The sequence below is a fragment of the Janthinobacterium paucivorans genome (genome assembly GCF_051380805.1).
GTDB classification, from domain to species: Bacteria; Pseudomonadota; Gammaproteobacteria; order Burkholderiales; family Burkholderiaceae_D; genus Janthinobacterium; species Janthinobacterium lividum_D.
This window is the reverse complement of record NZ_JBNYXR010000007.1, coordinates 165,395-185,738: the sequence shown is the minus strand read 5'-3', so window position 1 is coordinate 185,738 and position 20,344 is coordinate 165,395. Positions and strand designations below refer to the sequence as shown.

The following is a 20,344-nucleotide window of genomic DNA, read 5'->3' as shown; positions in this document are numbered from 1 at the left end:
CTACTATCTCCACGGGGGATACTCGCCTATAGAAATCCCCACTTGTGGGTGGTTTGCTGGTCGAGATACTTTGTGGCGCAAGCAATAGGTCTAAATTAAGGAATTTAAATGCAGCTAAATGATGTCTGGCAAGTCGAAAATCTACGTTTTTCGTTCTTCTTTGACACTATAAGTCGTCCCACTTGGACTGGCATGTGGAGTAATATTGCCGGAAAAGAATGCGACAGCCGTACCGACAAACCGGCTAGTCTTCATCTGGTTGAGGAGGGAGAGTGGAACGGATTGAAGCTAATATCGTCACTTCAACCGGATCGTATAGACATCTTTTTGCAGCCGAAAGAAGTGGATTTTGAGCTACCTAACGCTGGAAAATTCGTTGATGTGGTGGCTCCTTTTGTTGAGCGTATTCAAGCGTCTTTAACTGATGCTCAAAGGACGAGCATCCGCCGTGTGGGGTTCGGCGCAGTATTGTTGCGTCCAGCGGAAAACCAAGAGGCTGCCTATTCGGTCCTCTCTACTTATTTGCCTTCAATAAAGATTGATAAGAATTCGCGTGACTTTTTCTATCAAATAAATCGGCCGTTATCTGCAAATTCTAACAGAAATATAAATATAAATAGAATTAGTAAATGGTCAGTTATTGCAGCTCATTTCATTGCCATTGGTAATTCTTCCCCGAATGTTATGCAGGCACTGATTGCTAATAGGTTAGAACTTGATATAAATAATTCTGACGTAACTTTGTTCAGCCCGGATGCGCCGTTCCTTTCTGATGATGTTGCAAATTTTGTTGAATATGCGAAAGCTATTTCTGCACAAGGTGATCAGCCATGAGACACGGATTTGCTAAGTCAATTTTGAGTAATGACACAACAGATAGCTCAATGTCATATTCGGAAGAATTGGATAGCTTTGACGATTTTTGGGAGTTGGTAAGTTCTCCATCTTCAGCAAAGGAATCCACGAGAGCTATGGTAGTCCTGCTCCAAGATTCGCTGCACGTAGGGTCTGATCCTCATTGTAAATTGGGTGGGGGGGTATTGAGAAAAGATGATAGCTATGATTCGTTTGGTATAGAACACTACTATGCTAATATTCGGCATTCAATCAAATCATCAGGCTCAACGAATAGGTATACTTTTAATTATTGTCTCTCAAAAACGGATGTAAAATCTACTTTGCTTCAAGTTTATGCTCAGTCTTCAAGTGGAGAAGATGCGAAGGCACTGAAAGCATTGTATTTCTCAATAGAATCATCTTTTGCCAAAGGTGATTTAAATTTTGTTGATGATTTGCTTAAAGAGTTTGATCCGACAAGAGTGAGACGCATGACAGCAGTTGGAGTGTTGAGGAGTACGTTTCGGATACGGACCCAATTAAAGGCTTGGCAAAATTGTCTGGCAAAAGTAGCATTTTCTCTTGAAATAAAAGGTCAATCTTCATCTCACCTATTACGCGGTTTATATAACAACAATGGTCGACCTTTACTTGCAAAGAGAAATTCCGTTTAGTGAACCGCGCTATATCGCGATTGCGATAACTGGATCCGAAACACAGCGCCATTTAGGTGTGTTTTTTAGAACGGATTTGAAAAATGTTCCACTTATACTGCACCTCGGTTTTCACTACGAACTTCATTTAGAGGAAATTAAGGATAGATATTGTTGGTTGCCTATGGACGGTTTCGATGTTGAAGAGCAGCAGGCGTTAGCCTTGTGGTTCGAGACGATCTGGGAGATTAATGGCCATAAAGTGCCTTATGGCGTTAATTACTCTAGTAGTAGGCATTTTAATAATCGTGGTGCGTACGCAGCGTCTGATGAGGATGGAGGGCTTACTTGCGCCACTTTCGTTCTCTCTATATTTGAAGACCAAGGTTACACTCTAATTGATACAGCGACTTCATATCGGCGCGAGGATGATGTTGAATGGCAGAAAATTATTCTTTCTCATTTGGCCACAAAAGCATCTCGAGAGTATATTGAGAATCAATCACAGTTTCTCGGAATCGCGGCACGATATCGGCCCGAAGAAGTTGCTGGTGCTGCTAGTGTAAATAGAGGAACTCCTATCCAGTTTGATAGTGCTATAGACCTTGGGGTGTTAGTGCTAGGGAAAATGCGCGAATTGGGTGCACTTGCCCTTTAGTTTGATGAGTTGGGATATCGAATAATGATCGACCATTTCCTACTTTAATTTTTTTGCTAAATCCTCTGCTCGTAAGTGCGTATAACGTTTTAGCATTTCCAAGGTCTTGTGTCCGGTTATTGAGGCCACTTCCATCACGTTTAATCCTTTTTCAAAAAAACGGCTGGTTGCTTCGTGGCGTAAATCGTGGAATCGTACATTAACGATATTGGCTCTGTGAGGCTCGCAAGCTCGTTCAAATGCTTGGCTCATAGACTCAGCTTGTAGGGCGAAGACCCTTCCCTCCTTTTTTGCACCGAAGTCCTTGAGCGCCCAGATGGCAGCTTTCGACAGGGGAACCGTGCGAGGTACATCCGTCTTTGTTTTTGGTAAGTGGGCTGTTTGTTTTTTTAGGTCAACTTCCTCCCAGGTCATTGCAGCCAACTCACTTCGACGCATACCTGTTTCTACAGCTAGTGTAACAATCGTTCGCAACTCGGCCGAACCTGTGACTTTCAGAATATTGGTAATTTCCTCTTCCGTCACTCTACGATCACGTCCTCGGGGCTTAACTGGCTTGCGTACCTGGGCAGTTGGTAATCCACCAGGTAGAGCGATACCCCAGTCCATGGTGGCGGTTTTAAGAGCCCGGTTCAGTAGATTGATTTCGTGAATCACGGATTGTGGCCCGACGACCTTCAAACGTTGGTCGCGAAACCTTGCGACCTGTGTCGAGCTCAGGCTCGCCAGACGGTAATCTCCAAATGCCTCTATCAATGTTTTAATACGCGATTTGTCCGATTGCTCACTACGCTTGGTCGGTAGTATTTCGGTAGCGAATCGTTGTAGAACGTCTTTGACGAGTGTCGCCTCGGCCTCGCTACGAGATACAAATACACCGCGCTCCATCTCTGACTCGATGATGGTTGCCCAGCGCCTGGCGTCTGCCTCTTTGGTAAATGTCTTGGTTTGAGTAGGGTAGCCGCGCTTGCGAATTTGTACGTGGTACTGGCCTTCGCCTTTTTTACGGATGGTGGGCATTGTGTTTGTTGGCAGCATTGAAATGAGGCAACAGTGTGCCAAAATTGTGCCAATAAAGGTGAAATATATCGCTATGGCCCATGGATGCTAGTGCTAATTTTGGCCTCCGAAGCCAAGGGTCGTGGGTTCGATCCCCGCCAGCCGCACCAAAAATCTTCAATAAAATCAACGATTCGCATCGAAATTTCCGATGTTTACTTGGCGTTGAGTTGCTCATGGACTTTCCAAGCAAGCGATAAGTAAGCGATAAGTAAGCAGCTTCAAACGAGCATTTACTGCACCGTGTAGTGCAAATCCTCGTACCCTGCACTGCGCAGCATTACTTGATCGCCCGATGCAAATTGAACACCTTCACGAAAGCCGATTTCAACCTTTGCGCCCGGAGCGACTTGCAACGATAGCTGCTTGACGGCTTGGGTGGTTGGGTTGCTGGTAGCCATGAGTAGCGACAGGTGGCGTGCTGATGTGTTGGTGAACATGGCAACGAGTCCACGGCCCATTGCGGAAGGTCGCATTTGGATGCGTACCGGGACAGCAGGCAGCTTTGCCTTTTCTTGTTCCAGTGCGGCTTGTGTCGATTCTGTCTTGGCCTTCTCTGCTGCTAGGTCTTGCTCTTTGCTTTCCACTTCCGACTTCAACTGTGCCGACTTGGTGGCAAGCGTTTCTGCGGTAGTACGGGCAGCATTGAGGTCTGATTTCAACTCGGCAGCGTGAGACGCTTCCTTGGCAATGTCCATCTGTAGCGTGGCTACGGTTGCTTTTTGCGCTTCGAGGTTTTGGCTTGCCTGACCGTACAGAACTGCGAGGGTGACAGTAGCGATGCCAAGAACGGCAACGGCAACCATCAAAACGATGCACATAGGGCTTTTACGGAACGGTTCTGGATTCATGTTTTCTTTTTTTTAAGTTTTTTATCGGCGGTTCAGTGTATCCGGGTAGTAGGTATGTGTCTATTAGGCAATGTTCATCCTTGTAAAATTCCAAAAATGAAAACTGAAGTGGGCTGGCTGATTGCGTTTCCTTACAAGATCATTTCGGGGAATGGGTATGACAACCGGACATTGATTGATGTGCTGGAAAATAAGTCGTATGGCTTGTACATCTTGCCTGTGATGAACGGCAGTGAAGGGAGAAGACTTCGGCCTGTGAAGTGCAGCGTTCACACAGTGTCGGGTGAAGTCATTGATTGCGAAACTAAAACCGACTTTGAGACAAGGGGACGGGCGGTTTGCTGCGCAATGCCATGCTGACCGGCGGCGCCGTCGGTGTGGAAGCTTCGCTGGTGACGATCTTGCTGTTCAGTACCGTTGCCGCGTACGTGCTGCGCCTGGCCTTTTCCAGCGCAGCACGTACGCCGCGAAACTAGGCCGCTGCGCCCGCTTATTGGCCCGTCACCACCGGCGTGGTGCCGCTACTGGCGACCCACTCGATCAATGCATCGACGGCTGCGCGGCCATTGCCGTTGCCCACCAGGTCGCTATTGATCATGGCGACCACCACGCACAGTTGATTGTTGGCATCGGGCACATAGCCGGCGATGGCCACCACATTTTTTAATGTGCCCGTCTTGATGCGCGCGCGCGCGGCGGCCGGGCTGTTCAACAGGCGCTTGCGCATGGTGCCGTCCAGCGCGACGATGGGCAGGCTGGACTGGAATTCGGGCGCCCACGCACTTTGCTGCATCGCTTGCAGCACGCCGGCCAGTTGCGCTGGCGTAATGCGTCCCGTGCGTGACAAGCCGGAACCGTTGTCGACCAGCATGCCCTGGGTGTCGATATGGTGCCGCTGGAACCATTGCTCGATGACTAGCCGCGCCCGGTTGGCGGTGTCTTCCGGCGCCGCCAGGGCGACGGGACGGCTGCCCAGCCAGCCATCGCTTTGCAAGCTGCCTAGGCTCAGGAACAGGGTGCGGGCCAGGGTGTTGTCGGAGGTCTTGTTGATGTCGCGCAAGACCTCTGGCAAGGCGCGTGACACATGATCGGCCAGTATGCGCGTGCCGACCGGTTCGGCCGTCGGCGGCAAGCCCGTATACGGCGCTTCGCGCACCGTACCCGTGAGCGTGCCACCCAGGCGTTTCCAGGTGGCGCGAAATAGCCTGTCCGCATAATCGTTGCGGTCGAGCACATTGATGCTGGTGGCCTTGCTGCAGTTTTGCGGGAAGCTGCCGTGCAGTATCACTTGCAACTTGCCGCTTGTATCGCGCCGGTATTCGGGTGGGCGCCAGCCATCTTCCCACCGGGCGCAGCTGGCCTTGATCAGTTTCATGTCGCTGCTGATGCTGACATTCTCAAGCGGCGGCTGCATGAGGATGCTCAATTGCCGGTCCGTCGAGCTCATGCTGATATCGAGCAAATTGGTATTGAGTAACAAGGCATCGGGGATGACGTTGTAGCGGAACTCGGCCGACTCGTCGAACGGCTGCGCGCCAACATCGGGCCGGGCTGGCTGGAAGAGCTGGCGGTCGAGAATCAGATCGCCCTTGATTTTCACGATGCCCTGATTGCGCAGGGTTTGCAGCATGTGTGTCAGTGCGTCCGCATTGAAATCCGTGTCGGCGCCGCCGCGCAGGATCAGGTCGCCCTTCAGCACGCCATTGATGACGTCGGCGCTGGTGCGCAGCTCCGTGCGGCCGCGGAAGATGGGGCCCAGTTGCTCCAGGCCCACGGCCGTCGTCACCAGCTTCATGGTGGATGCGGGCTGCATGCTGCGTTCGGCCCCATGCGACAGCACGCTGGTGTTGCCACGCAAGACAATGGCGCCGATGGCGTCTTCGGGAATATTCGCGCTGCGCAGCAGCAGGCTGACGGATTCGGGCAATTGCGCCTGTGCATGGGACAGGCCGATACCCGTGAGCAAGGCGGCGATGAGGAGGGGACGAATCATGGCGCTCCTTAGTGGAAAAAGACGTAGGCGACAAAGACGGCCGTGACCACGCCAGCCAGATCCGCGATGAGGCCGGCCGTGATCGCATAGCGCGTCTTGCGGATGCCTACCGAGCCGAAGTACAGGGCCACGATGTAGAAGGTGGTGTCGGCCGAACCCTGGAAGACGCATGCCAGGCGACCGACGAAGGAGTCGACGCCGTAGGTATTCATGGCGTCGATCATCATGGCTTTCGAGCCGGAGCCGCTGAGCGGCTTCATCATGGCGGTCGGCAGGGCGGGCACGAAATCCGTGTTGATGCCCAGGTTGGCGAAGAACCAGTTCATGCCGCTCATCAGGAAATTGAACACGCCCGCGTTGCGGATCACGCTGATGGCCACCAGCATGCCGACCAGGTAGGGAATCACGGTAATCGAGGTCTGTATGCCGCCTTTCGCTCCCTCGATGAAGGCGTCATACACATTCACCTTCTTGCGCAAGGCGCCGATGATGAAGATGGCGATGACGCTGATCAAGACCAGGTTGCTGACCACTTTCGACACCAGTTCGATTTCCTGTTTCGTCAGGTATTGCGTGAAGTACCAGATCATGGCGACGATGGCGCCCGTCATGCCGCCCATCCAGCCCAGCACGACGCGGTTGAGCAGGTTGATGCGTTGCTTGATGGATACCGTGATGATGCCGACCATGGTGGCCACATAGGTGGCGATCATGCAGGGGATAAAGATGTCGGACGGGTCGGCCGCGCCGAGGATGGAGCGCTGCGCCATGATGGCCAGCGGAATCAGCGTCAGGCCCGAGGTGTGCAGCACCAGGAACATGATTTGTGCATTCGTCGCCTCTTCCTTGTTCGGGTTCAAGGTTTGCAGGCTTTCCATGGCTTTCAAGCCGAAGGGCGTGGCCGCATTGTCCAGGCCCAGCAGGTTGGCCGAGAAATTCATCACCATGTGGCCGGTGGCCGGATGGTCTTTTGGAATTTCCGGGAAGATGCGCGAAAAGAAAGGCGCGATCACTTTCGCCAGCCAGCCGACGATGCCTGCCTTTTCACCGATGTTCATGATGCCCAGCCATAAGGTCATCACGCCCGTCAGCGGCAGGGCGATATCCATCACGCCCATGCGCGCCGTCTCGAACGTGCCATCGATGATGCGCTTGAAGATATCGGTATCGCCGAGAAACAGCCATTGCAGCACTGCGGCCAGGAAGCCAACGAGGAAAAAGCCGGACCAGATGTAATTAAGTGCCATATGCGATCAGTTTGGTGTGACGGAGAGGTGAAAGGAGCTGCAAGCAAAGTATAGAGGCAGCCCGACACCCGTTGATGAAAGAATGCAGCAATCACCTGCCAAAAAGTTATAAGCTGGCAGCCTGTTTTGATTGGCGCCCCGTACTGTGCCCGAGTAGTGCCGGTGATGCCCGTTCTTCACGTTTGTTTGTTAGCCCTGTCTGCACTGGATCACTGATGATGTTTTTACGCAAAACCGCCTGCGCCGCCAGCCTGGCCCTGTTGACGCTCTTCACCGCGCCCGCGCATGCCGCCACCGATGCGCGCGCGCGCGCGAACAAGACCCTGCATTTGTTTTTGAGCACCAGCGAGACGGGCTTGGACCCGGCCGTGGCGTCCGACCTGGCCAGCTTGAACTTGATGGAAAATATCTTTGACCCGCTGCTGCGCTATGACTACCTGGCGCGCCCGGTGCAGCTTCAGGGCAATACGGCGCGTGGTTTGCCGAGTGTGGACGATGGCGGACGCAGCTATACCTTTCACTTGCAGCCCGGTATTTTCTTCACGCCCGACCCCGCCTTCAAGGGCCAGCCGCGCGAAGTGACGGCGCAAGATTATGTCTACAGCCTGACGCGCTTGTATGACCCCAGCCTGAAGTCGCCGTGGCTGTTCTTGCTGGAAGACAAGCTGGTCGGCGACGCGGCCTTGAAAACCAAATTCAGCTACGACACGCCGATCGCCGGCTTGCAGGCGCTGGACAAATATACCTTGCGCATCCGCTTGAACGGCGTCGACCCGAACTTCCTGTTTTACCTGGCCATGCCAGCGACCGCCGTGGTGGCGCGCGAAGTGGCCGAAGCGTATGCGGCGCCGGGGCAGATCGGCAACCATCCCGTCGGCACGGGGCCGTTCCTGGTGAAGCAATGGCAGCACAGCGACAAGATCGTGCTGCAAGCCAATCCGACGTTCCGTCCTACCGTGTTGCATACGGATGCCAAGGCGCTGGCTGCCTTGCCGCCCGATGCGCGCGCCATCGCCGCCGCGCTGGAAGGCAAGCGCTTGCCCCTGGTCGAGCGCATCGAGGTGCGCATCGTGGAGGAGTATCAATCGCGCATGCTGGGTTTTCTGAAAGGCGAATTCGATTACCTGGAACAAGTGCCGGAATCGATGACGGACATGGTGCTGGAAAACGGTGCGCTCAAGCCGGCGCTGGCCGCCAAGGGCTTGCAGCTGACGCGCTTTCCCGTGCTGCAAACGTATTACATGTGGATGAACATGGACGACCCTGTGCTGGGCGGCAAGAGCAAGGATAAGCTGGCCCTGCGGCGCGCCATCGCCCTCAGCTACAACAGCCGTGAAGACATCGCGCTGCTCAAAAATGACCTGGCCTTGCCGGCACAATCGCCGCTGCCGCCCAATGTGCTCGGTTACGACCAGCACTACCGCAGCCCAGTCGGCTACGACCCGGTGCTGGCGCGCGCCCTGCTGGAACGCTTTGGCTACAAGGTGGGCGTCGACGGTTTTCGCACGCAGCCCGATGGCACGCCCTTGACTTTGACCATGCACACGGAGCCGAGCACGGTGGGACGGCTGCGCGATGAGCTGTGGCGCCGCAACTTGAACGCTATCGGCTTGCGCGTCGAATTTAAGAGCGATAAGAAGACGGAAATCATCAAGGCGTCGCGCCTGGGCAAGGTGCAAATGTTCGAGACCAACTGGATCGCCGACTTCCCCGATGGTGATAACTTTATGCAGCTGTTATATGGCGGCAACGTTGGCCGCGCCAACTATGCCCGCTTCAACTTGCCCGATTACAATAAGCGCTATGAGGAGGCGCGCCTGCTATCGGATACGCCGCGCCGACGCAGCCTGTACTTCGACCTGTTCCAGCTGATCCACGCGTACACGCCGTGGGTGTTGCTGACGCATCCCATCTCTGCCGACCTGCAGCAACCATGGCTAAAAAACTACAGGCGCCACCCCGTCGAATTCACCTCCTGGCGTTACCTGGACGTTGATCCCGCCAGGGGCCGCCCTTGAATGTGTCGGCCGTCTGCTAGCGTACGGTGGGGCACGGCGATTGTCAGTATGCTCGTGTGATGACGGGCGCGGCACGAGGCTGCGCCGCCTTCTTTAGCGTACCCGACATGATCAAGCGCCACGCCAGTAGCTACATCCTCAGCCATCCGCTGGCCTTCGCGCTGCAGGTGTTGAAGGGTTTCCGCGCCAACCAGGGCTTGCTGCTGGCGGGCGCCGTCGCGTATTACTCGCTGCTGTCCATCGTGCCCCTGTTGATGCTGGTAGTGGTCGCCCTGTCGCATGTGATTGCACAGGATGAATTGCTGCAAACCATAGGCCATTACCTGGAGTGGCTGGTGCCGGGGCAATCGAAGGCCATCGTGGCCGAAGTCGCGCATTTCCTCCAGAATCGGGGCGTGATCGGCTGGCTGTTGCTGCTGACCATGCTGTTTTTCAGCTCGCTGGCGTTTACCGTGCTGGAAAACGCCATGAGCGTGATCTTTATTCACCGCGTGGCCATCCGCCGCCGCCATTTCCTCATTTCCGCCGTGCTGCCGTATTGCTTCATCCTGTGCCTGGGCGTGGGTATTTTGCTCATCACCGTGGTGGCGGGCAGTCTGCAAGTGATGAGCGAGGAAAGCGTGCGTTTTTTGCGCCATGACTGGGGCTTGCAAGGCGTGTCCGGCGTGCTGCTGTATTTGCTGGGGCTGGTCGGCGAAATCCTCGTGCTCAGCGCGATTTACCTGGTCATGCCCGTGGGGCGCTTGTCGATCACGCATGCGCTGATCGGCGGCGTGACGGCGGCCCTGCTGTGGGAAATCGCGCGCCATGTGCTGGTCTGGTATTTTTCTACCCTGTCGCAGGTCAATGTTGTGTATGGCTCGATGACGACGGCCATCGTCGTCATGTTCAGCCTGGAAATCGGCGCCACCTTGCTGCTGCTGGGCGCGCAAGTGATTTCCGAATACGAAAGAGTGGCCCGCGGTGGCGAAGAAGACAAGCCGCTGGCGCTAAGGACTTGATTTAAAAAGATTATTGCGCTGCACAAAAGGCTGTGCTATACTCCGTTCAGTGATTGAGATTTGGCAGCAAATTATCTCACTATCCAGTTCAGCGCGGCGAGCGGCAGGTGTAATGTCGATGGCGTGACAGTGCGAAGAATGGATTTTGTAATTCCGGATACGATGGTCGCTACACCTTGGAGTCACTATGCAGATAGCATGGGAGTCCGACAATCAAGATGCACTTTGCAGATAGCACTGGCATCCATGACACGATTAAAGCATTGGTAATACATTGGAACGAAGCCTACCCTGAGTAGGCTTTTTTTTCGTCTATTGAAAACCCAGCGGCGTAGCCCCGGGGTCGTACCCTGAAGGGTACGACCCCGGCATTTGCCGTTGGGTTTACAACGCCCTTGCAATCAAAATCTTCTGAATATCGCTGGTGCCCTCGTAAATCTGGCACACGCGCACGTCGCGGTAAATGCGCTCGACGGGGAAGTCGGACACATAACCATAGCCACCGTGTACCTGGATCGCATCCGAGCATACTTTTTCCGCCATCTCCGAGGCAAACAGCTTGGCCATGGCCGCTTCCTTCAGGCAGGGCAGGCCTGCATCCTTCATGGCCGCTGCGTGGTGTATCAGCTGGCGTGCTGCTTCGATTTGCGTGGCCATGTCGGCCAGGCGGAATTGCACGGCCTGGTGCTCATAGATGGGTTTGCCGAAGCTTTCCCGTTCGCGCGCGTAGTGCAGGGCCGCTTCATACGCGGCGCGCGCCATGCCTACCGCTTGCGAGGCGATGCCGATGCGTCCGCCTTCCAGGCCGGACAGGGCGATCTTGTAGCCTTGCCCTTCTTCACCGATCAGATTTTCCGCCGGGATGCGGCAGTTGTCGAACAGGATTTGCGCCGTGTCTGACGAGTGCTGGCCCATCTTCTGTTCCAGTCCCGCCACGATGTAGCCGGGCGTGTTCGTCGCTACCCAGAAGGCGCTGATGCCGCGCTTGCCGGCCGTCTTGTCGGTCACGGCCATGACGATGGCCACGTCCGCATACTTGCCGCTGGTAATGAACTGTTTCGTGCCGTTGAGGACGTATTCATTGCCTTCGCGGGTGGCCGTGGTGCGCAGGGCCGAGGCGTCGCTGCCTGTATGCGGTTCCGTCAGGCAAAACGCGCCCAGCATGGCGCCTTGCGCCAGCGGCCGCAGCCATTGTTCCTTTTGCGCCTCGTTGGCGTACATCATGGCGATGCTGCACACGGGACAATTGTTGACGGAAATGATGGTCGAGGTGCCGCCATCGCCGGCGGCGATTTCTTCCAGCACCAGGGCCAGCGATACGTAGTCGAGGCCGGCGCCGCCCAACGCTTCCGGCACGGCTACGCCAAAAGCGCCCAGCGCGGCCAGTTCCTGCAATTGTTCTTTCGGGAAATGATGTTCCTTATCCCAGCGGGCCGCGTTGGGGACCAGGCGCTCGCGCGAAAAACTGCGCAGCGCTTCCTGGATCATTGTCTGTTCTTCATTGAGTATCATGGGACGTCGTCTCGTTGTTTTTATAGGGTGTGCGTGCGTATTACCAGGCGATGGGTTTGCCATCGTAATTGCAGAACACGGCCTTGTCCGTGGCCGGCAGGCTGGCCAGGGTGGCGCGCATGCCGGCAGCGCTTTCCTCTGGCGAGATATCAGCGTCAGCCCCGCCCATGTCGGTGCGTACCCAGCCCGGATGGAACGCCACGCAGCTGACGCCAAGTGGGCCATGCACGAGGGCCGTGTCGATCAGCACGGAATTTAAGGCAGCCTTGCTGGCGCGGTACAGCGAACCGTTGGGGTTGCTGCGCTCGCCCAAGGAGCCCATGTGCGAGGACAGCACGGCCAGTTTGCCTTTGGCATCGAGCACCAGTGGTGCCAATATCGGCAGCAGCCGCATGGCTGCCAGCACATTGGTGTGCATGACGGCATCGAAATCTGCTTGCGCAGGACAAGCGTCCTGACGCGGGCCATAGGCGCCCGCGTTGAGGATGGCCACGTCGAGCTTTTCACCGTCGAGCTTCCTGCCCAGGCCGGCACAGCCCTGCATATCCGTCACGTCAAGCTGGTGCGCTTCCACGCCCATTTGCCTGAGGGCATCGCAAGCGTCCGCTGTGCGCGCCGTGGCGATCACTCGCCAGCCATCGTGGCGGTATTGGCGGACAATTTCGTGGCCGATGCCGCGCGAGGCACCGATGATCAAGGCGGTAGGCATGTGTTCTCCCTGGAATGAATGAAAGGGCGCGCACCGGGCAATGATGGCCGTGCGCGCCCGTGCTTGCGTGCAGCTTATACCAGTTCGATCGCCATCGCCGTCGCTTCGCCACCGCCGATGCACAGGGCTGCCACGCCGCGCTTGCCGCCGGTTTTCTTCAAGGCGCCCAGCAGGGTGACGATGATGCGCGCGCCCGAGGCGCCGATCGGGTGGCCCAGCGCGCATGCGCCGCCGTGGATGTTGATCTTGCTGTGCGCAATGTCGAGGTCGTGCATGGCGGCCATCGGCACGGCGGCGAAGGCTTCATTGATCTCGAACAAGTCCACCTTGCTGCTGCTCCAGCCCGTTTTGGCGTACAGCTTCTTGATGGCGCCGATGGGTGCCGTGGTGAATTCGTTCGGTGCCTGCGCGTGCGTGGCGTGGCCGTGAATTCTTGCGATGACGGTGCAACCGAGCTTTTTCGCCGTCGATTCGCGCATCAGCACGAGGGCGGCTGCGCCATCGTTGATCGACGAAGACGAGGCGGCCGTGATGGTGCCATCTTTCTTGAAAGCGGCTTTCAAGGTCGGGATTTTTTCCAGGCGGGCTTTTTGCGGGCCTTCATCGATGCTGACGATGGTGTCGCCGCCGCGCCCGGAGACGGTCACGGGCACGATTTCCCATGCGAAACTGCCATCCTTGGTGGCCGCCTGCGCGCGTTTTACCGATTCGATGGCAAACGCATCCTGCGCTTCGCGCGTGAAGCTGTATTGGCTCGCGCATTCTTCGGCAAACGTGCCCATCGAGCGTGCATTGCCCTTTTCATCGCGGCTGTAGGCGTCTTCCAGGCCATCCATCATCATGTGGTCGTAGATCATGCCGTGGCCGATGCGGTAGCCGCCGCGCGCCTTCGGCACCAGGTAGGGGGCGTTGGTCATCGATTCCATGCCACCGGCCACCACCACGTCGGCGCTGCCGGCGAGCAAGGTGTCGTGCGCGAACATGGTCGTTTGCATGGCCGAGCCACACATTTTCGACAGCGTCACGGCGCCCGTGGAGTCCGGCAAGCCAGCCTTGCGCAAGGCTTGGCGCGCGGGCGCCTGGCCCTGGCCGGCCATCAGGCAATTGCCGAAATACACGTGTTCAATGGCTTCCGGCGCTACGCCGGCCCGTTCCACGGCGGCGCGGATGGCCACGGCGCCCAGATCGCTGGCGCTGAGGTTGGCAAAATCGCCCTGGAAGGCGCCCATGGGGGTGCGCGCGGCACCGACGATTACGACTGGATCATGCATATTGGATCTCCGGTTGGGGTTTGGGGTGGTGCTTGCATACAAAAACGCAGATGTTGCGGATACGGGAAGACGTCCTCGATATGGCCGTCCTCGATGCGTTGCTTGCGCGCCTGCCAATACTGCGCCGTCAGCAGGTCGGCATGGTGCTGCATGAAATAGCTGCGGATGCGGGGATTGCCCAGCAGGAAGGTGCCGAATTGCTCCGGAAACACATCATGCTTGCCGATGGGATACCACGCTTCGGCCGACATTTCCTCTTCTTCCGTACGCGCCTGGGGGATGACGCGGAACTGGCAATCGGTGATGTATTCGATTTCATCGTAATCGTAAAATACGACGCGTTGATGACGGGTCACGCCAAAGTTTTTATACAGCATGTCGCCCGGAAATATATTCGCCGCCACCAGCTCCTTGATGGCGTTGCCGTACTCCATGATGGCGTGCTCGACCAGGTCATCGCGGCCTTCCTTCTCGGCATTGCTCAGCCACATGTTCAGCGGCACCATGCGCCGCTCGATGTACAGGTGGCGGATGATGAGCTGCTCCTGGTCTTCTTCGATCAGCGAGGGGGCGAACTGCTTGAGCTCGGCCAGCAGTTCTTCGGCAAAGCGGGCGCGGGGAAAGGCCACGTTGGAATACTCGAGCGTGTCGGCCATGCGGCCTACGCGGTCGTGGTGTTTCACCAGCAAATATTTTTGCTGGACTTGCGCGCGCGTGGTTTCCTTGGGCGGCGGGAAAAAATCCTTGATGACCTTGAAGACATAGGGAAACGACGGCAGGGTAAACACCAGCATCACCAGGCCGCGGATGCCGGGCGCGCTTTCGAAGTGGTCCGATGAGTGCTTCAGATGTTGCAGGTAGTCGCGGTAAAACAGCGTCTTGCCCTGTTTTTGCAGGCCCAGTATTGTATAAATTTCGCTGCGCGGTTTGCGTGGCAGCAAGCTGCGCAGGAATTGCACATAGGCCGACGGCACTTCCATATCGACCATGAAATAGGCACGCGTGAACGAAAATAGTAGGGCAATGTGCTGCTGCTCGAACAGTACCGTGTCGAGTACCAGCTTGCCGTGGCGGTTGTGCAGGATAGGCACGACAAACGGGTATTCGCGGTTGCCGTTGATGCCCTTGCCGACCAGATAGGCGCCCTTGTTGCGGTAGAACAAACTGGTCAAGACCTGGAGTTGGTGGTTCGGCTCCAGTCTGTCCTCGCCGAACAGTTGCTGCAGGCGCGCTTCCACCTGGGCTACGTCACGCTCCAGGTTGGCAAATTCGCAGTCCAGCTGGAAGTTGCTGAGCATGCGCGTCAGGGTGTGGCGCAAGCCATCCTTGCCGGGGTAATACACGCGGTAGGTGGGCAGCGGATCGTGCGTTTCGATGTATTCCGTCGAAACCACGGGTCGCACGAAAATATAGTCGTTGTTGAAATACGTGCGGTGCAAAATGTTGCAGCAGACGGAATTGAAGAAAGTTTCCGCCAGTTCCGGCTGCTTGTGCTCGCTCAGCATGCCGATGTAGTGCAGCTTGAGCTCGCGCCACACTTCATCGCTCAACTCCGACTCTTCGTACTCATCTTCGAGCATTTGCACGCATTCCTGCACGCGCTTGTCGTAAAAGTCGATGCGTTCGCGGGCCGCCGCCTGTGCCGCAGCCCAGTCGCCTTGCTCGAAATACCGCTTGGCGTGCTGGCTGCTTGCGCGGAACAGACGGTAATGCTTGTCAAAGCCGTCGCGGATGGTGCGCGCGATATCGAATGCAATCTGTGAAGAAAGCAATTTTGGGAAGGCAATTTGCGTCATAGTTGTGCTCGCATGAATGGCGCATCACCCAGTCGATTGCCGCGCGCCCAGGCTTACTTGGTTTCCGCAAACAATTCGCGGCCTATCAGCATGCGGCGGATTTCGCTGGTCCCGGCGCCGATTTCATACAGCTTGGCATCGCGCCACAGGCGGCCGGCCGGATACTCATTGATGTAGCCGTTACCGCCCAGGGCCTGGATCGCTTCGCCTGCCATCCAGGTCGCCTTCTCTGCACTATACAGAATGGCGCCGGCCGCATCCTTGCGCAACTGGCGCACGGCTTCCGGCGTGGTGGCGCGGTCGCAAGCCTGGCCCACGGCATACACATAGGCCTTGCACGCCATCATGGTCGAATACATGTCGGCCAGTTTGCCTTGCATCAATTGGAATTCGCCGATGGCTTGGCCGAATTGCTTGCGGTCATGCACGTAGGGCACGACCAGGTCCATGCATGCCTGCATGATGCCCAGCGGACCGCCGGACAATACGGTGCGCTCGAAATCGAGGCCCGACATCAGCACGTTGACACCCTTGCCCAGGCCGCCGAGCACGTTTTCGGCCGGCACTTCGCAATCCTGGAATACCAGCTCGCCCGTGTGCGAGCCGCGCATGCCCAGCTTGTCGAGCTTTTGTGCGATGGAAAAGCCCTTGAAATTCTTTTCGATCAGGAAAGCCGTCATGCCGCGCGGGCCCGCTTCCAGGTCGTTTTTCGCGTACACCACCAGCACGTCCGCGTCGGGGCCGTTGGTGATCCACATCTTGGTACCGTTCAAGACCCAGCGGTCACCCTTGAAGTCGGCGCGCAGTTTCATGCTGACGACGTCCGAGCCCGCATTCGGTTCCGACATGGCCAAGGCGCCGATGTGCTCGCCCGTGATCAGTTTCGGCAGGTATTTCGCCTTTTGCTCGGCCGAGCCATTGCGATTGATCTGGTTGACGCACAGGTTCGAGTGGGCGCCGTAGGACAGGCCGACGGAAGCCGAGGCGCGCGAGATTTCTTCCATGGCGATGATGTGCGCCAGATAGCCCATGCCGGCGCCGCCGTATTCTTCGCTGACGGTGATGCCGAGCAAGCCCATCTCGCCCATCTTGCGCCACAGGTCCATGGGGAACTGGTCGGTACGGTCGATTTCGGCCGCACGCGGCGCGATTTCGGCGGCGGCAAATTGTTGGATTGCTTCTCTTAGGGAAGCGATGTCGTCGCCGTGGTCAAAGGTCAAGCCTGGGAGATGGAGCATGTCGTCCTCGTCGTTATAAGTGTGGCGTTCATGGACGCCGGGTCAGTGAAGCTATGATACTCAGTTGTGACGTTTACGTAAACGTAAAGTGAGGCGCGTAAAGTGAAGCGTATAAAGTGAGCCGCATAAAGTGAGACGCATAAAGTGAAGCGCGGCAGGCGCTGCGCGTGCTGCCAGCGCCTGCCGCCCGGCCATTCAGTTTGTTGGCGCCGCGTCCATGTTCAAGTCTGCCAGCATGCGCGCGCAGGCGTCTTCATGCGCGCTGATTTCCGCCAGCGCCATTTCGATATCGATGCGCTGTTGCTCCAGGGTCTGCCGGTGCTGCGCCAGCACGCCCAGGAAACGGTCCATCTGCGCGCGCGTGTCCTTTGGCGATTCGTACATGTCGACCAGGCTCTTGATCTCCGACAGCGCCAGTCCCAGGCGCTTGCCGCGCAGGGTCAGTTTGAGGCGGGTGCGGTCGCGCGGCGTGTAGACGCGGCTGCGCCCGCCCGCGCCTTCGCGTTTCGGGCTGAGCAAGCCTTGGTCTTCATAGAAACGGATGGCGCGCGCCGTGATGTCGAATTCCCGCGCCAGTTCGGTGATGGTATAGGTCGTCATTGCTGCGGACGGTGTCGGTTGCATGGGTGATCTGTCGCTAAATGGGGTGCTGCGGGGCAGGCGGGTGGCAAAGTACCGTTGACGTTAACGTCAATACTATTGTAGCGCGCCCTGGCCGTGCTGCAATAAAGAAAGGTGAGGCGATGAACATGGGAATTTGGTTAATTGGATAACAGTTACTGAAAATAAATTGATTCCTCTTACGCAAACACGCTTAAGATCGAGAGTTGGTGGCCAAGATGACAGCAAAAAGAGCTTTCCTGGCACAACGGCGACATTCTTTTCGCTGTGATGGCAGTAAAATTTTTTGGCACAGATTCTTTCCATTAGGAACGATCAAAAAACAACGTTTACTATAGGCAACTTGTGCAAATTATTTCCATGTTGAAAATAACATGACCCTTCTGGAAATTTTGTCTACAAGAAATTGTATGGCATGGGCATCGCATGTATCGGCAGAGGAGGGCATCGTGCGATACCGTACGTTGTCATGCCAAACCGAATCTTTGAATCGTGCCTGTGTGCAAAAATCAAGGATAGCCGCGAATCTGACTGACGTGATGCAGAATCGCAAGAGAAAATTCGGACTATATTTGTATCCGAAAAGCCCGGCCGGAGTGTTAATTGTTAATTTGTTCTCTTTGATAATGTAACAATCTGTCTGGTCATTCAAGAAACTGACTTTCATGTTACAACATGAAATAGTACACCTATGAATTCTTCTAACGAACGCGAAAGCTTTAGCCAGCGACTTCAGTTGGCTCTCAAAAACGCCCATTACTCTCCAGACAGCCCGACCAGACTGGCTCGGGAATTCAACATCCGTTTCGACGGACGCCCGATTACCGTGCATGCAGCTAGGAAATGGTTAGTAGGTGAAGCAATTCCCACGCAAGAAAAATTGCGCATGATTGCCCAATGGCTGGGCGTTCCGGCGGAATGGTTGCGTTTTGGCGGCCCCGAAAGCGCTACGCCGAAGGGCGAAGCGGGCAGTGCTTTATCACGTTTTGAATCTGCCGACGTGAAATTAATTGCTGATTTGCAAAGACTAGATGAGCATCACCGTCAAATCGCGCGAGAATTTATTCGCATGCTGGTCAGAGTTAACTACCAAAAGTAAGTATACAGGCCCACTCCGGTCGGCGCCGTCGGCTTTTCGCTGGCGCTGCTCCCCCCCGTCCTTTTATTTGTGCAGCGTCATACTGGAGACATGATTGTGCCGAATAATAAGACCTCGCATGTTGCGCTGCAGCGGAATTATTTGATGATAATCCCGTACGCAGCGGCGCAGCGGCTAATACCAGCGCATAATCAGCGCAGAAGTAGCCAGTTCATCCACGACGGAGCCGAGCATTTGAGCCATCCTATGAAAAGTAACTACAGCAATACCGCGCAGCTGAAGGACTTGATGACCGTGCCCCCCATGACTGCCGCACAACATGCGGAAGTGATGCGCAAACGGATCGCCCACCGCAGGATGGTTGAAGAAGCCAGGGATTTGAAGCGGGCGAGTGCGCACCAATTCGACCAACGATAAACGATGCCTGAGCAAAACTGCTGCGCGTCGGCAGAGACGGTCAGCGGTGCTCACTATGCTTGAGCACGGTTGCGCTTCTCCAGCACCTCTTCCTTGCGCTCGCTACGCGTTTATCAGGCATCGTGATGTGCGTAGTTTGTCACGTAGTTAGTCAGTTTGTGACGGCTGGTCTGGGGTTTTCAAACCATTCCAGCGTGGCGCCAGGCCGTGCTCGATGCCCAGCAAGTCGATGATGCGTGCCACCGTATGGTCAACCATCTCGGCGATGCTGCGCGGGTGGTGGTAGAAACTCGGGAGTGGCGGGAAGATGATGCCGCCCATTTCGGTCACGGCGGTCATATTGCGCAGGTGTGCCAAGTTGAATGGCGTTTCGCGCACCATCAAAATCAGGCGCCGGCGTTCCTTGAGCGCCACATCGGCTGCCCGCGTAATCAAATTATCCGACAAGCCATGCGCCACGGCTGCCAGGGTCTTCATCGAGCACGGCGCGATGACCATGCCGTCCGATTGAAACGAGCCGCTGGCGATACTCGCGCCAATATCGCGCTGCTTATGCAACACGTGCGCCTGCGCTTCGATTTCCTTGCGTCCCAAGCCAGTTTCCTGGTGCAGGGTGAGTACAGCCGCATCCGACAAGACCAGATGCGTCTCGACGCCTGGAATGGCGCCGAGCAATTGCAGCAGCCGCAAGCCATATACGGCACCTGTGGCACCCGTGATGGCGATGACGATACGGCGCGGCCGCGCAAGTGGAAGATCAGGCATCGAGCAGGGACTTCAGTTCGCCCGATTCAAACATTTCATTCATGATATCGGAACCACCGATAAACTCGCCTTTGACATACAGTTGCGGGATGGTAGGCCAGTTCGAGTAATCCTTGATGCCTTGGCGCACTTCCGGGTCATCGAGCACGTTGACGGTAGCGATGTTTTCCACGCCGCACGCCTTCAGGATCTGGATGGCGCGGCCGGAAAAGCCACACTGCGGGAACTGGGCCGTGCCCTTCATGAACAGCACGACCGGCGTGCTTGTCACGGTTTCTTTGATCCAGGTTTGTACGTCGCTCATAGCTGCCTCTGATGGGTAAATAAATAGATGCCGTCATTTTATAAGAAAACGACGCTACGGGTATGGGCTCAAGTCATAAATCGGTCAAGCCAGCCACGTTGTGCACGTTGCTACTGATAACTGCCCGCCCAGGCAGATCGCTTGCGCCGCGCCCACGTAGCGGCCCCAGACAACCATGGTGCTTAGTCGTGTCTTGCATAAAACGTCGCCACGCTATCGCGCCATCGAAGCAGGAACGGCCGCTGTCGCCATTGATGCGCTGCAACCATTCGCCGAGCAGTAACTGCGCCCCGGC

At 56.2% G+C, this 20,344-nt stretch carries 20 protein-coding genes; 8 read left to right on the top strand and 12 right to left on the bottom strand.

From position 1 onward, the window contains the following. Positions 1 to 108 precede the first annotated feature (108 nt). The 3 genes from ACQ4V8_RS11165 to ACQ4V8_RS11155 are packed head-to-tail and all read left to right on the top strand — an operon-like array spanning position 109 to position 2,148. Positions 109 to 834, top strand: a complete 726-nt coding sequence (locus tag ACQ4V8_RS11165; protein WP_436571465.1) for a hypothetical protein — start codon at positions 109 to 111, stop codon at positions 832 to 834. Further along, positions 831 to 1,511 carry a hypothetical protein gene (locus ACQ4V8_RS11160; RefSeq protein ID WP_436571464.1) on the top strand — a complete coding sequence of 227 codons (681 nt, stop codon included), beginning with the start codon at positions 831 to 833 and terminating at the stop codon, positions 1,509 to 1,511. Before ACQ4V8_RS11165 ends, ACQ4V8_RS11160 begins: the two co-directional genes overlap by 4 nt. After that, positions 1,489 to 2,148, top strand: a complete 660-nt coding sequence (locus ACQ4V8_RS11155) for a hypothetical protein (protein WP_436571463.1) — start codon at positions 1,489 to 1,491, stop codon at positions 2,146 to 2,148. The genes ACQ4V8_RS11160 and ACQ4V8_RS11155 overlap by 23 nt, the downstream gene beginning before the upstream one ends. A 39-nt stretch (positions 2,149 to 2,187) precedes the next feature. Here the strand turns inward: ACQ4V8_RS11155 and ACQ4V8_RS11150 are convergent, their stop codons facing one another. Then, on the bottom strand, positions 2,188 to 3,168 hold the full coding sequence (locus ACQ4V8_RS11150) for a site-specific integrase (RefSeq protein WP_436571462.1): 981 nt from the start codon (positions 3,166 to 3,168) through the stop codon (positions 2,188 to 2,190). Between the two features lie 272 nt (positions 3,169 to 3,440). Next, positions 3,441 to 4,058, bottom strand: coding sequence for a hypothetical protein (locus ACQ4V8_RS11145; protein ID WP_142303250.1), 618 nt, complete (start codon positions 4,056 to 4,058; stop codon positions 3,441 to 3,443). A 338-nt stretch (positions 4,059 to 4,396) separates the two neighbouring features. On the opposite strand from ACQ4V8_RS11145, the gene ACQ4V8_RS11140 reads away from it, so the two are divergent. Beyond that, entirely contained in the window at positions 4,397 to 4,534 is a 138-nt protein-coding gene (locus tag ACQ4V8_RS11140) for a hypothetical protein (protein WP_436571461.1), read from the top strand. A 14-nt stretch (positions 4,535 to 4,548) separates the two neighbouring features. On the opposite strand, the gene dacB is transcribed toward ACQ4V8_RS11140, so the two are convergent. After that, positions 4,549 to 6,051 (bottom strand): D-alanyl-D-alanine carboxypeptidase/D-alanyl-D-alanine endopeptidase, encoded by a 1,503-nt coding sequence (gene dacB / locus ACQ4V8_RS11135; RefSeq protein ID WP_436571460.1) that lies wholly within the window; start codon positions 6,049 to 6,051, stop codon positions 4,549 to 4,551. Positions 6,052 to 6,059: 8 nt separating this feature from the next. Continuing rightward, complete coding sequence (locus ACQ4V8_RS11130) at positions 6,060 to 7,298, bottom strand: nucleoside recognition domain-containing protein (protein ID WP_436571459.1); 1,239 nt, start codon at positions 7,296 to 7,298, stop codon at positions 6,060 to 6,062. Between the two features lie 218 nt (positions 7,299 to 7,516). Between ACQ4V8_RS11130 and ACQ4V8_RS11125 the strand changes: the two genes are divergently transcribed. Continuing rightward, a complete protein-coding gene (locus ACQ4V8_RS11125; protein WP_436571485.1) occupies positions 7,517 to 9,316 on the top strand; it encodes an ABC transporter substrate-binding protein in 1,800 nt (599 codons plus the stop codon). Positions 9,317 to 9,423: 107 nt separating this feature from the next. After that, positions 9,424 to 10,317, top strand: coding sequence for a YihY/virulence factor BrkB family protein (locus ACQ4V8_RS11120; protein WP_436571484.1), 894 nt, complete (start codon positions 9,424 to 9,426; stop codon positions 10,315 to 10,317). A 384-nt stretch (positions 10,318 to 10,701) separates the two neighbouring features. Here the strand turns inward: ACQ4V8_RS11120 and ACQ4V8_RS11115 are convergent, their stop codons facing one another. The 6 genes from ACQ4V8_RS11115 to ACQ4V8_RS11090 all read right to left on the bottom strand — a co-directional run bounded on the left by ACQ4V8_RS11115 (position 10,702) and on the right by ACQ4V8_RS11090 (position 17,443). Then, the gene (locus ACQ4V8_RS11115; RefSeq protein ID WP_010402171.1) at positions 10,702 to 11,829 is read right to left on the bottom strand and encodes an acyl-CoA dehydrogenase family protein; all 1,128 of its coding nucleotides are present in this window, start codon (positions 11,827 to 11,829) and stop codon (positions 10,702 to 10,704) included. Between the two features lie 40 nt (positions 11,830 to 11,869). Beyond that, a complete protein-coding gene (locus ACQ4V8_RS11110) occupies positions 11,870 to 12,538 on the bottom strand; it encodes an SDR family oxidoreductase (protein ID WP_436571458.1) in 669 nt (222 codons plus the stop codon). A 74-nt stretch (positions 12,539 to 12,612) separates the two neighbouring features. Then, positions 12,613 to 13,809, bottom strand: coding sequence for an acetyl-CoA C-acyltransferase (locus ACQ4V8_RS11105; protein ID WP_196856531.1), 1,197 nt, complete (start codon positions 13,807 to 13,809; stop codon positions 12,613 to 12,615). Beyond that, positions 13,791 to 15,605 carry a bifunctional isocitrate dehydrogenase kinase/phosphatase gene (gene aceK, locus ACQ4V8_RS11100; RefSeq protein ID WP_010402168.1) on the bottom strand — a complete coding sequence of 605 codons (1,815 nt, stop codon included), beginning with the start codon at positions 15,603 to 15,605 and terminating at the stop codon, positions 13,791 to 13,793. Before aceK ends, ACQ4V8_RS11105 begins: the two co-directional genes overlap by 19 nt. Positions 15,606 to 15,658: 53 nt before the next feature. After that, positions 15,659 to 16,843 (bottom strand): isovaleryl-CoA dehydrogenase, encoded by a 1,185-nt coding sequence (locus tag ACQ4V8_RS11095; RefSeq protein WP_436571457.1) that lies wholly within the window; start codon positions 16,841 to 16,843, stop codon positions 15,659 to 15,661. A 195-nt stretch (positions 16,844 to 17,038) separates the two neighbouring features. Then, positions 17,039 to 17,443 (bottom strand): MerR family transcriptional regulator, encoded by a 405-nt coding sequence (locus tag ACQ4V8_RS11090; RefSeq protein WP_010402166.1) that lies wholly within the window; start codon positions 17,441 to 17,443, stop codon positions 17,039 to 17,041. Positions 17,444 to 18,155: 712 nt separating this feature from the next. Between ACQ4V8_RS11090 and ACQ4V8_RS11085 the strand changes: the two genes are divergently transcribed. Next, positions 18,156 to 18,563, top strand: coding sequence for a hypothetical protein (locus ACQ4V8_RS11085; protein ID WP_043463032.1), 408 nt, complete (start codon positions 18,156 to 18,158; stop codon positions 18,561 to 18,563). Between the two features lie 90 nt (positions 18,564 to 18,653). After that, on the top strand, positions 18,654 to 18,980 hold the full coding sequence (locus ACQ4V8_RS11080) for a hypothetical protein (protein ID WP_010402161.1): 327 nt from the start codon (positions 18,654 to 18,656) through the stop codon (positions 18,978 to 18,980). Between the two features lie 147 nt (positions 18,981 to 19,127). Here ACQ4V8_RS11080 and ACQ4V8_RS11075 read toward each other — a convergent pair whose 3' ends face one another. Beyond that, positions 19,128 to 19,745, bottom strand: a complete 618-nt coding sequence (locus ACQ4V8_RS11075) for a UbiX family flavin prenyltransferase (protein WP_010402160.1) — start codon at positions 19,743 to 19,745, stop codon at positions 19,128 to 19,130. Beyond that, positions 19,738 to 20,049 carry a Grx4 family monothiol glutaredoxin gene (grxD, locus tag ACQ4V8_RS11070; protein WP_010402157.1) on the bottom strand — a complete coding sequence of 104 codons (312 nt, stop codon included), beginning with the start codon at positions 20,047 to 20,049 and terminating at the stop codon, positions 19,738 to 19,740. The genes ACQ4V8_RS11075 and grxD overlap by 8 nt, the downstream gene beginning before the upstream one ends. Positions 20,050 to 20,344 lie beyond the last annotated feature (295 nt).

Coding starts and splice junctions, on each gene's coding strand:
- ACQ4V8_RS11165 (WP_436571465.1), top strand. CDS start 109: ATGCAGCTAAATGATGTCTGGCAAGTCGAAAATCTACGTTTTTCGTTC.
- ACQ4V8_RS11160 (WP_436571464.1), top strand. CDS start 831: ATGAGACACGGATTTGCTAAGTCAATTTTGAGTAATGACACAACAGAT.
- ACQ4V8_RS11150 (WP_436571462.1), bottom strand. CDS start 3,168: ATGCCCACCATCCGTAAAAAAGGCGAAGGCCAGTACCACGTACAAATT.
- ACQ4V8_RS11145 (WP_142303250.1), bottom strand. CDS start 4,058: ATGAATCCAGAACCGTTCCGTAAAAGCCCTATGTGCATCGTTTTGATG.
- dacB (WP_436571460.1), bottom strand. CDS start 6,051: ATGATTCGTCCCCTCCTCATCGCCGCCTTGCTCACGGGTATCGGCCTG.
- ACQ4V8_RS11130 (WP_436571459.1), bottom strand. CDS start 7,298: ATGGCACTTAATTACATCTGGTCCGGCTTTTTCCTCGTTGGCTTCCTG.
- ACQ4V8_RS11125 (WP_436571485.1), top strand. CDS start 7,517: ATGTTTTTACGCAAAACCGCCTGCGCCGCCAGCCTGGCCCTGTTGACG.
- ACQ4V8_RS11120 (WP_436571484.1), top strand. CDS start 9,424: ATGATCAAGCGCCACGCCAGTAGCTACATCCTCAGCCATCCGCTGGCC.
- ACQ4V8_RS11115 (WP_010402171.1), bottom strand. CDS start 11,829: ATGATACTCAATGAAGAACAGACAATGATCCAGGAAGCGCTGCGCAGT.
- ACQ4V8_RS11110 (WP_436571458.1), bottom strand. CDS start 12,538: ATGCCTACCGCCTTGATCATCGGTGCCTCGCGCGGCATCGGCCACGAA.
- ACQ4V8_RS11105 (WP_196856531.1), bottom strand. CDS start 13,809: ATGCATGATCCAGTCGTAATCGTCGGTGCCGCGCGCACCCCCATGGGC.
- aceK (WP_010402168.1), bottom strand. CDS start 15,605: ATGACGCAAATTGCCTTCCCAAAATTGCTTTCTTCACAGATTGCATTC.
- ACQ4V8_RS11095 (WP_436571457.1), bottom strand. CDS start 16,843: ATGCTCCATCTCCCAGGCTTGACCTTTGACCACGGCGACGACATCGCT.
- ACQ4V8_RS11090 (WP_010402166.1), bottom strand. CDS start 17,443: ATGACGACCTATACCATCACCGAACTGGCGCGGGAATTCGACATCACG.
- ACQ4V8_RS11085 (WP_043463032.1), top strand. CDS start 18,156: ATGAATTCTTCTAACGAACGCGAAAGCTTTAGCCAGCGACTTCAGTTG.
- ACQ4V8_RS11080 (WP_010402161.1), top strand. CDS start 18,654: ATGATTGTGCCGAATAATAAGACCTCGCATGTTGCGCTGCAGCGGAAT.
- ACQ4V8_RS11075 (WP_010402160.1), bottom strand. CDS start 19,745: ATGCCTGATCTTCCACTTGCGCGGCCGCGCCGTATCGTCATCGCCATC.
- grxD (WP_010402157.1), bottom strand. CDS start 20,049: ATGAGCGACGTACAAACCTGGATCAAAGAAACCGTGACAAGCACGCCG.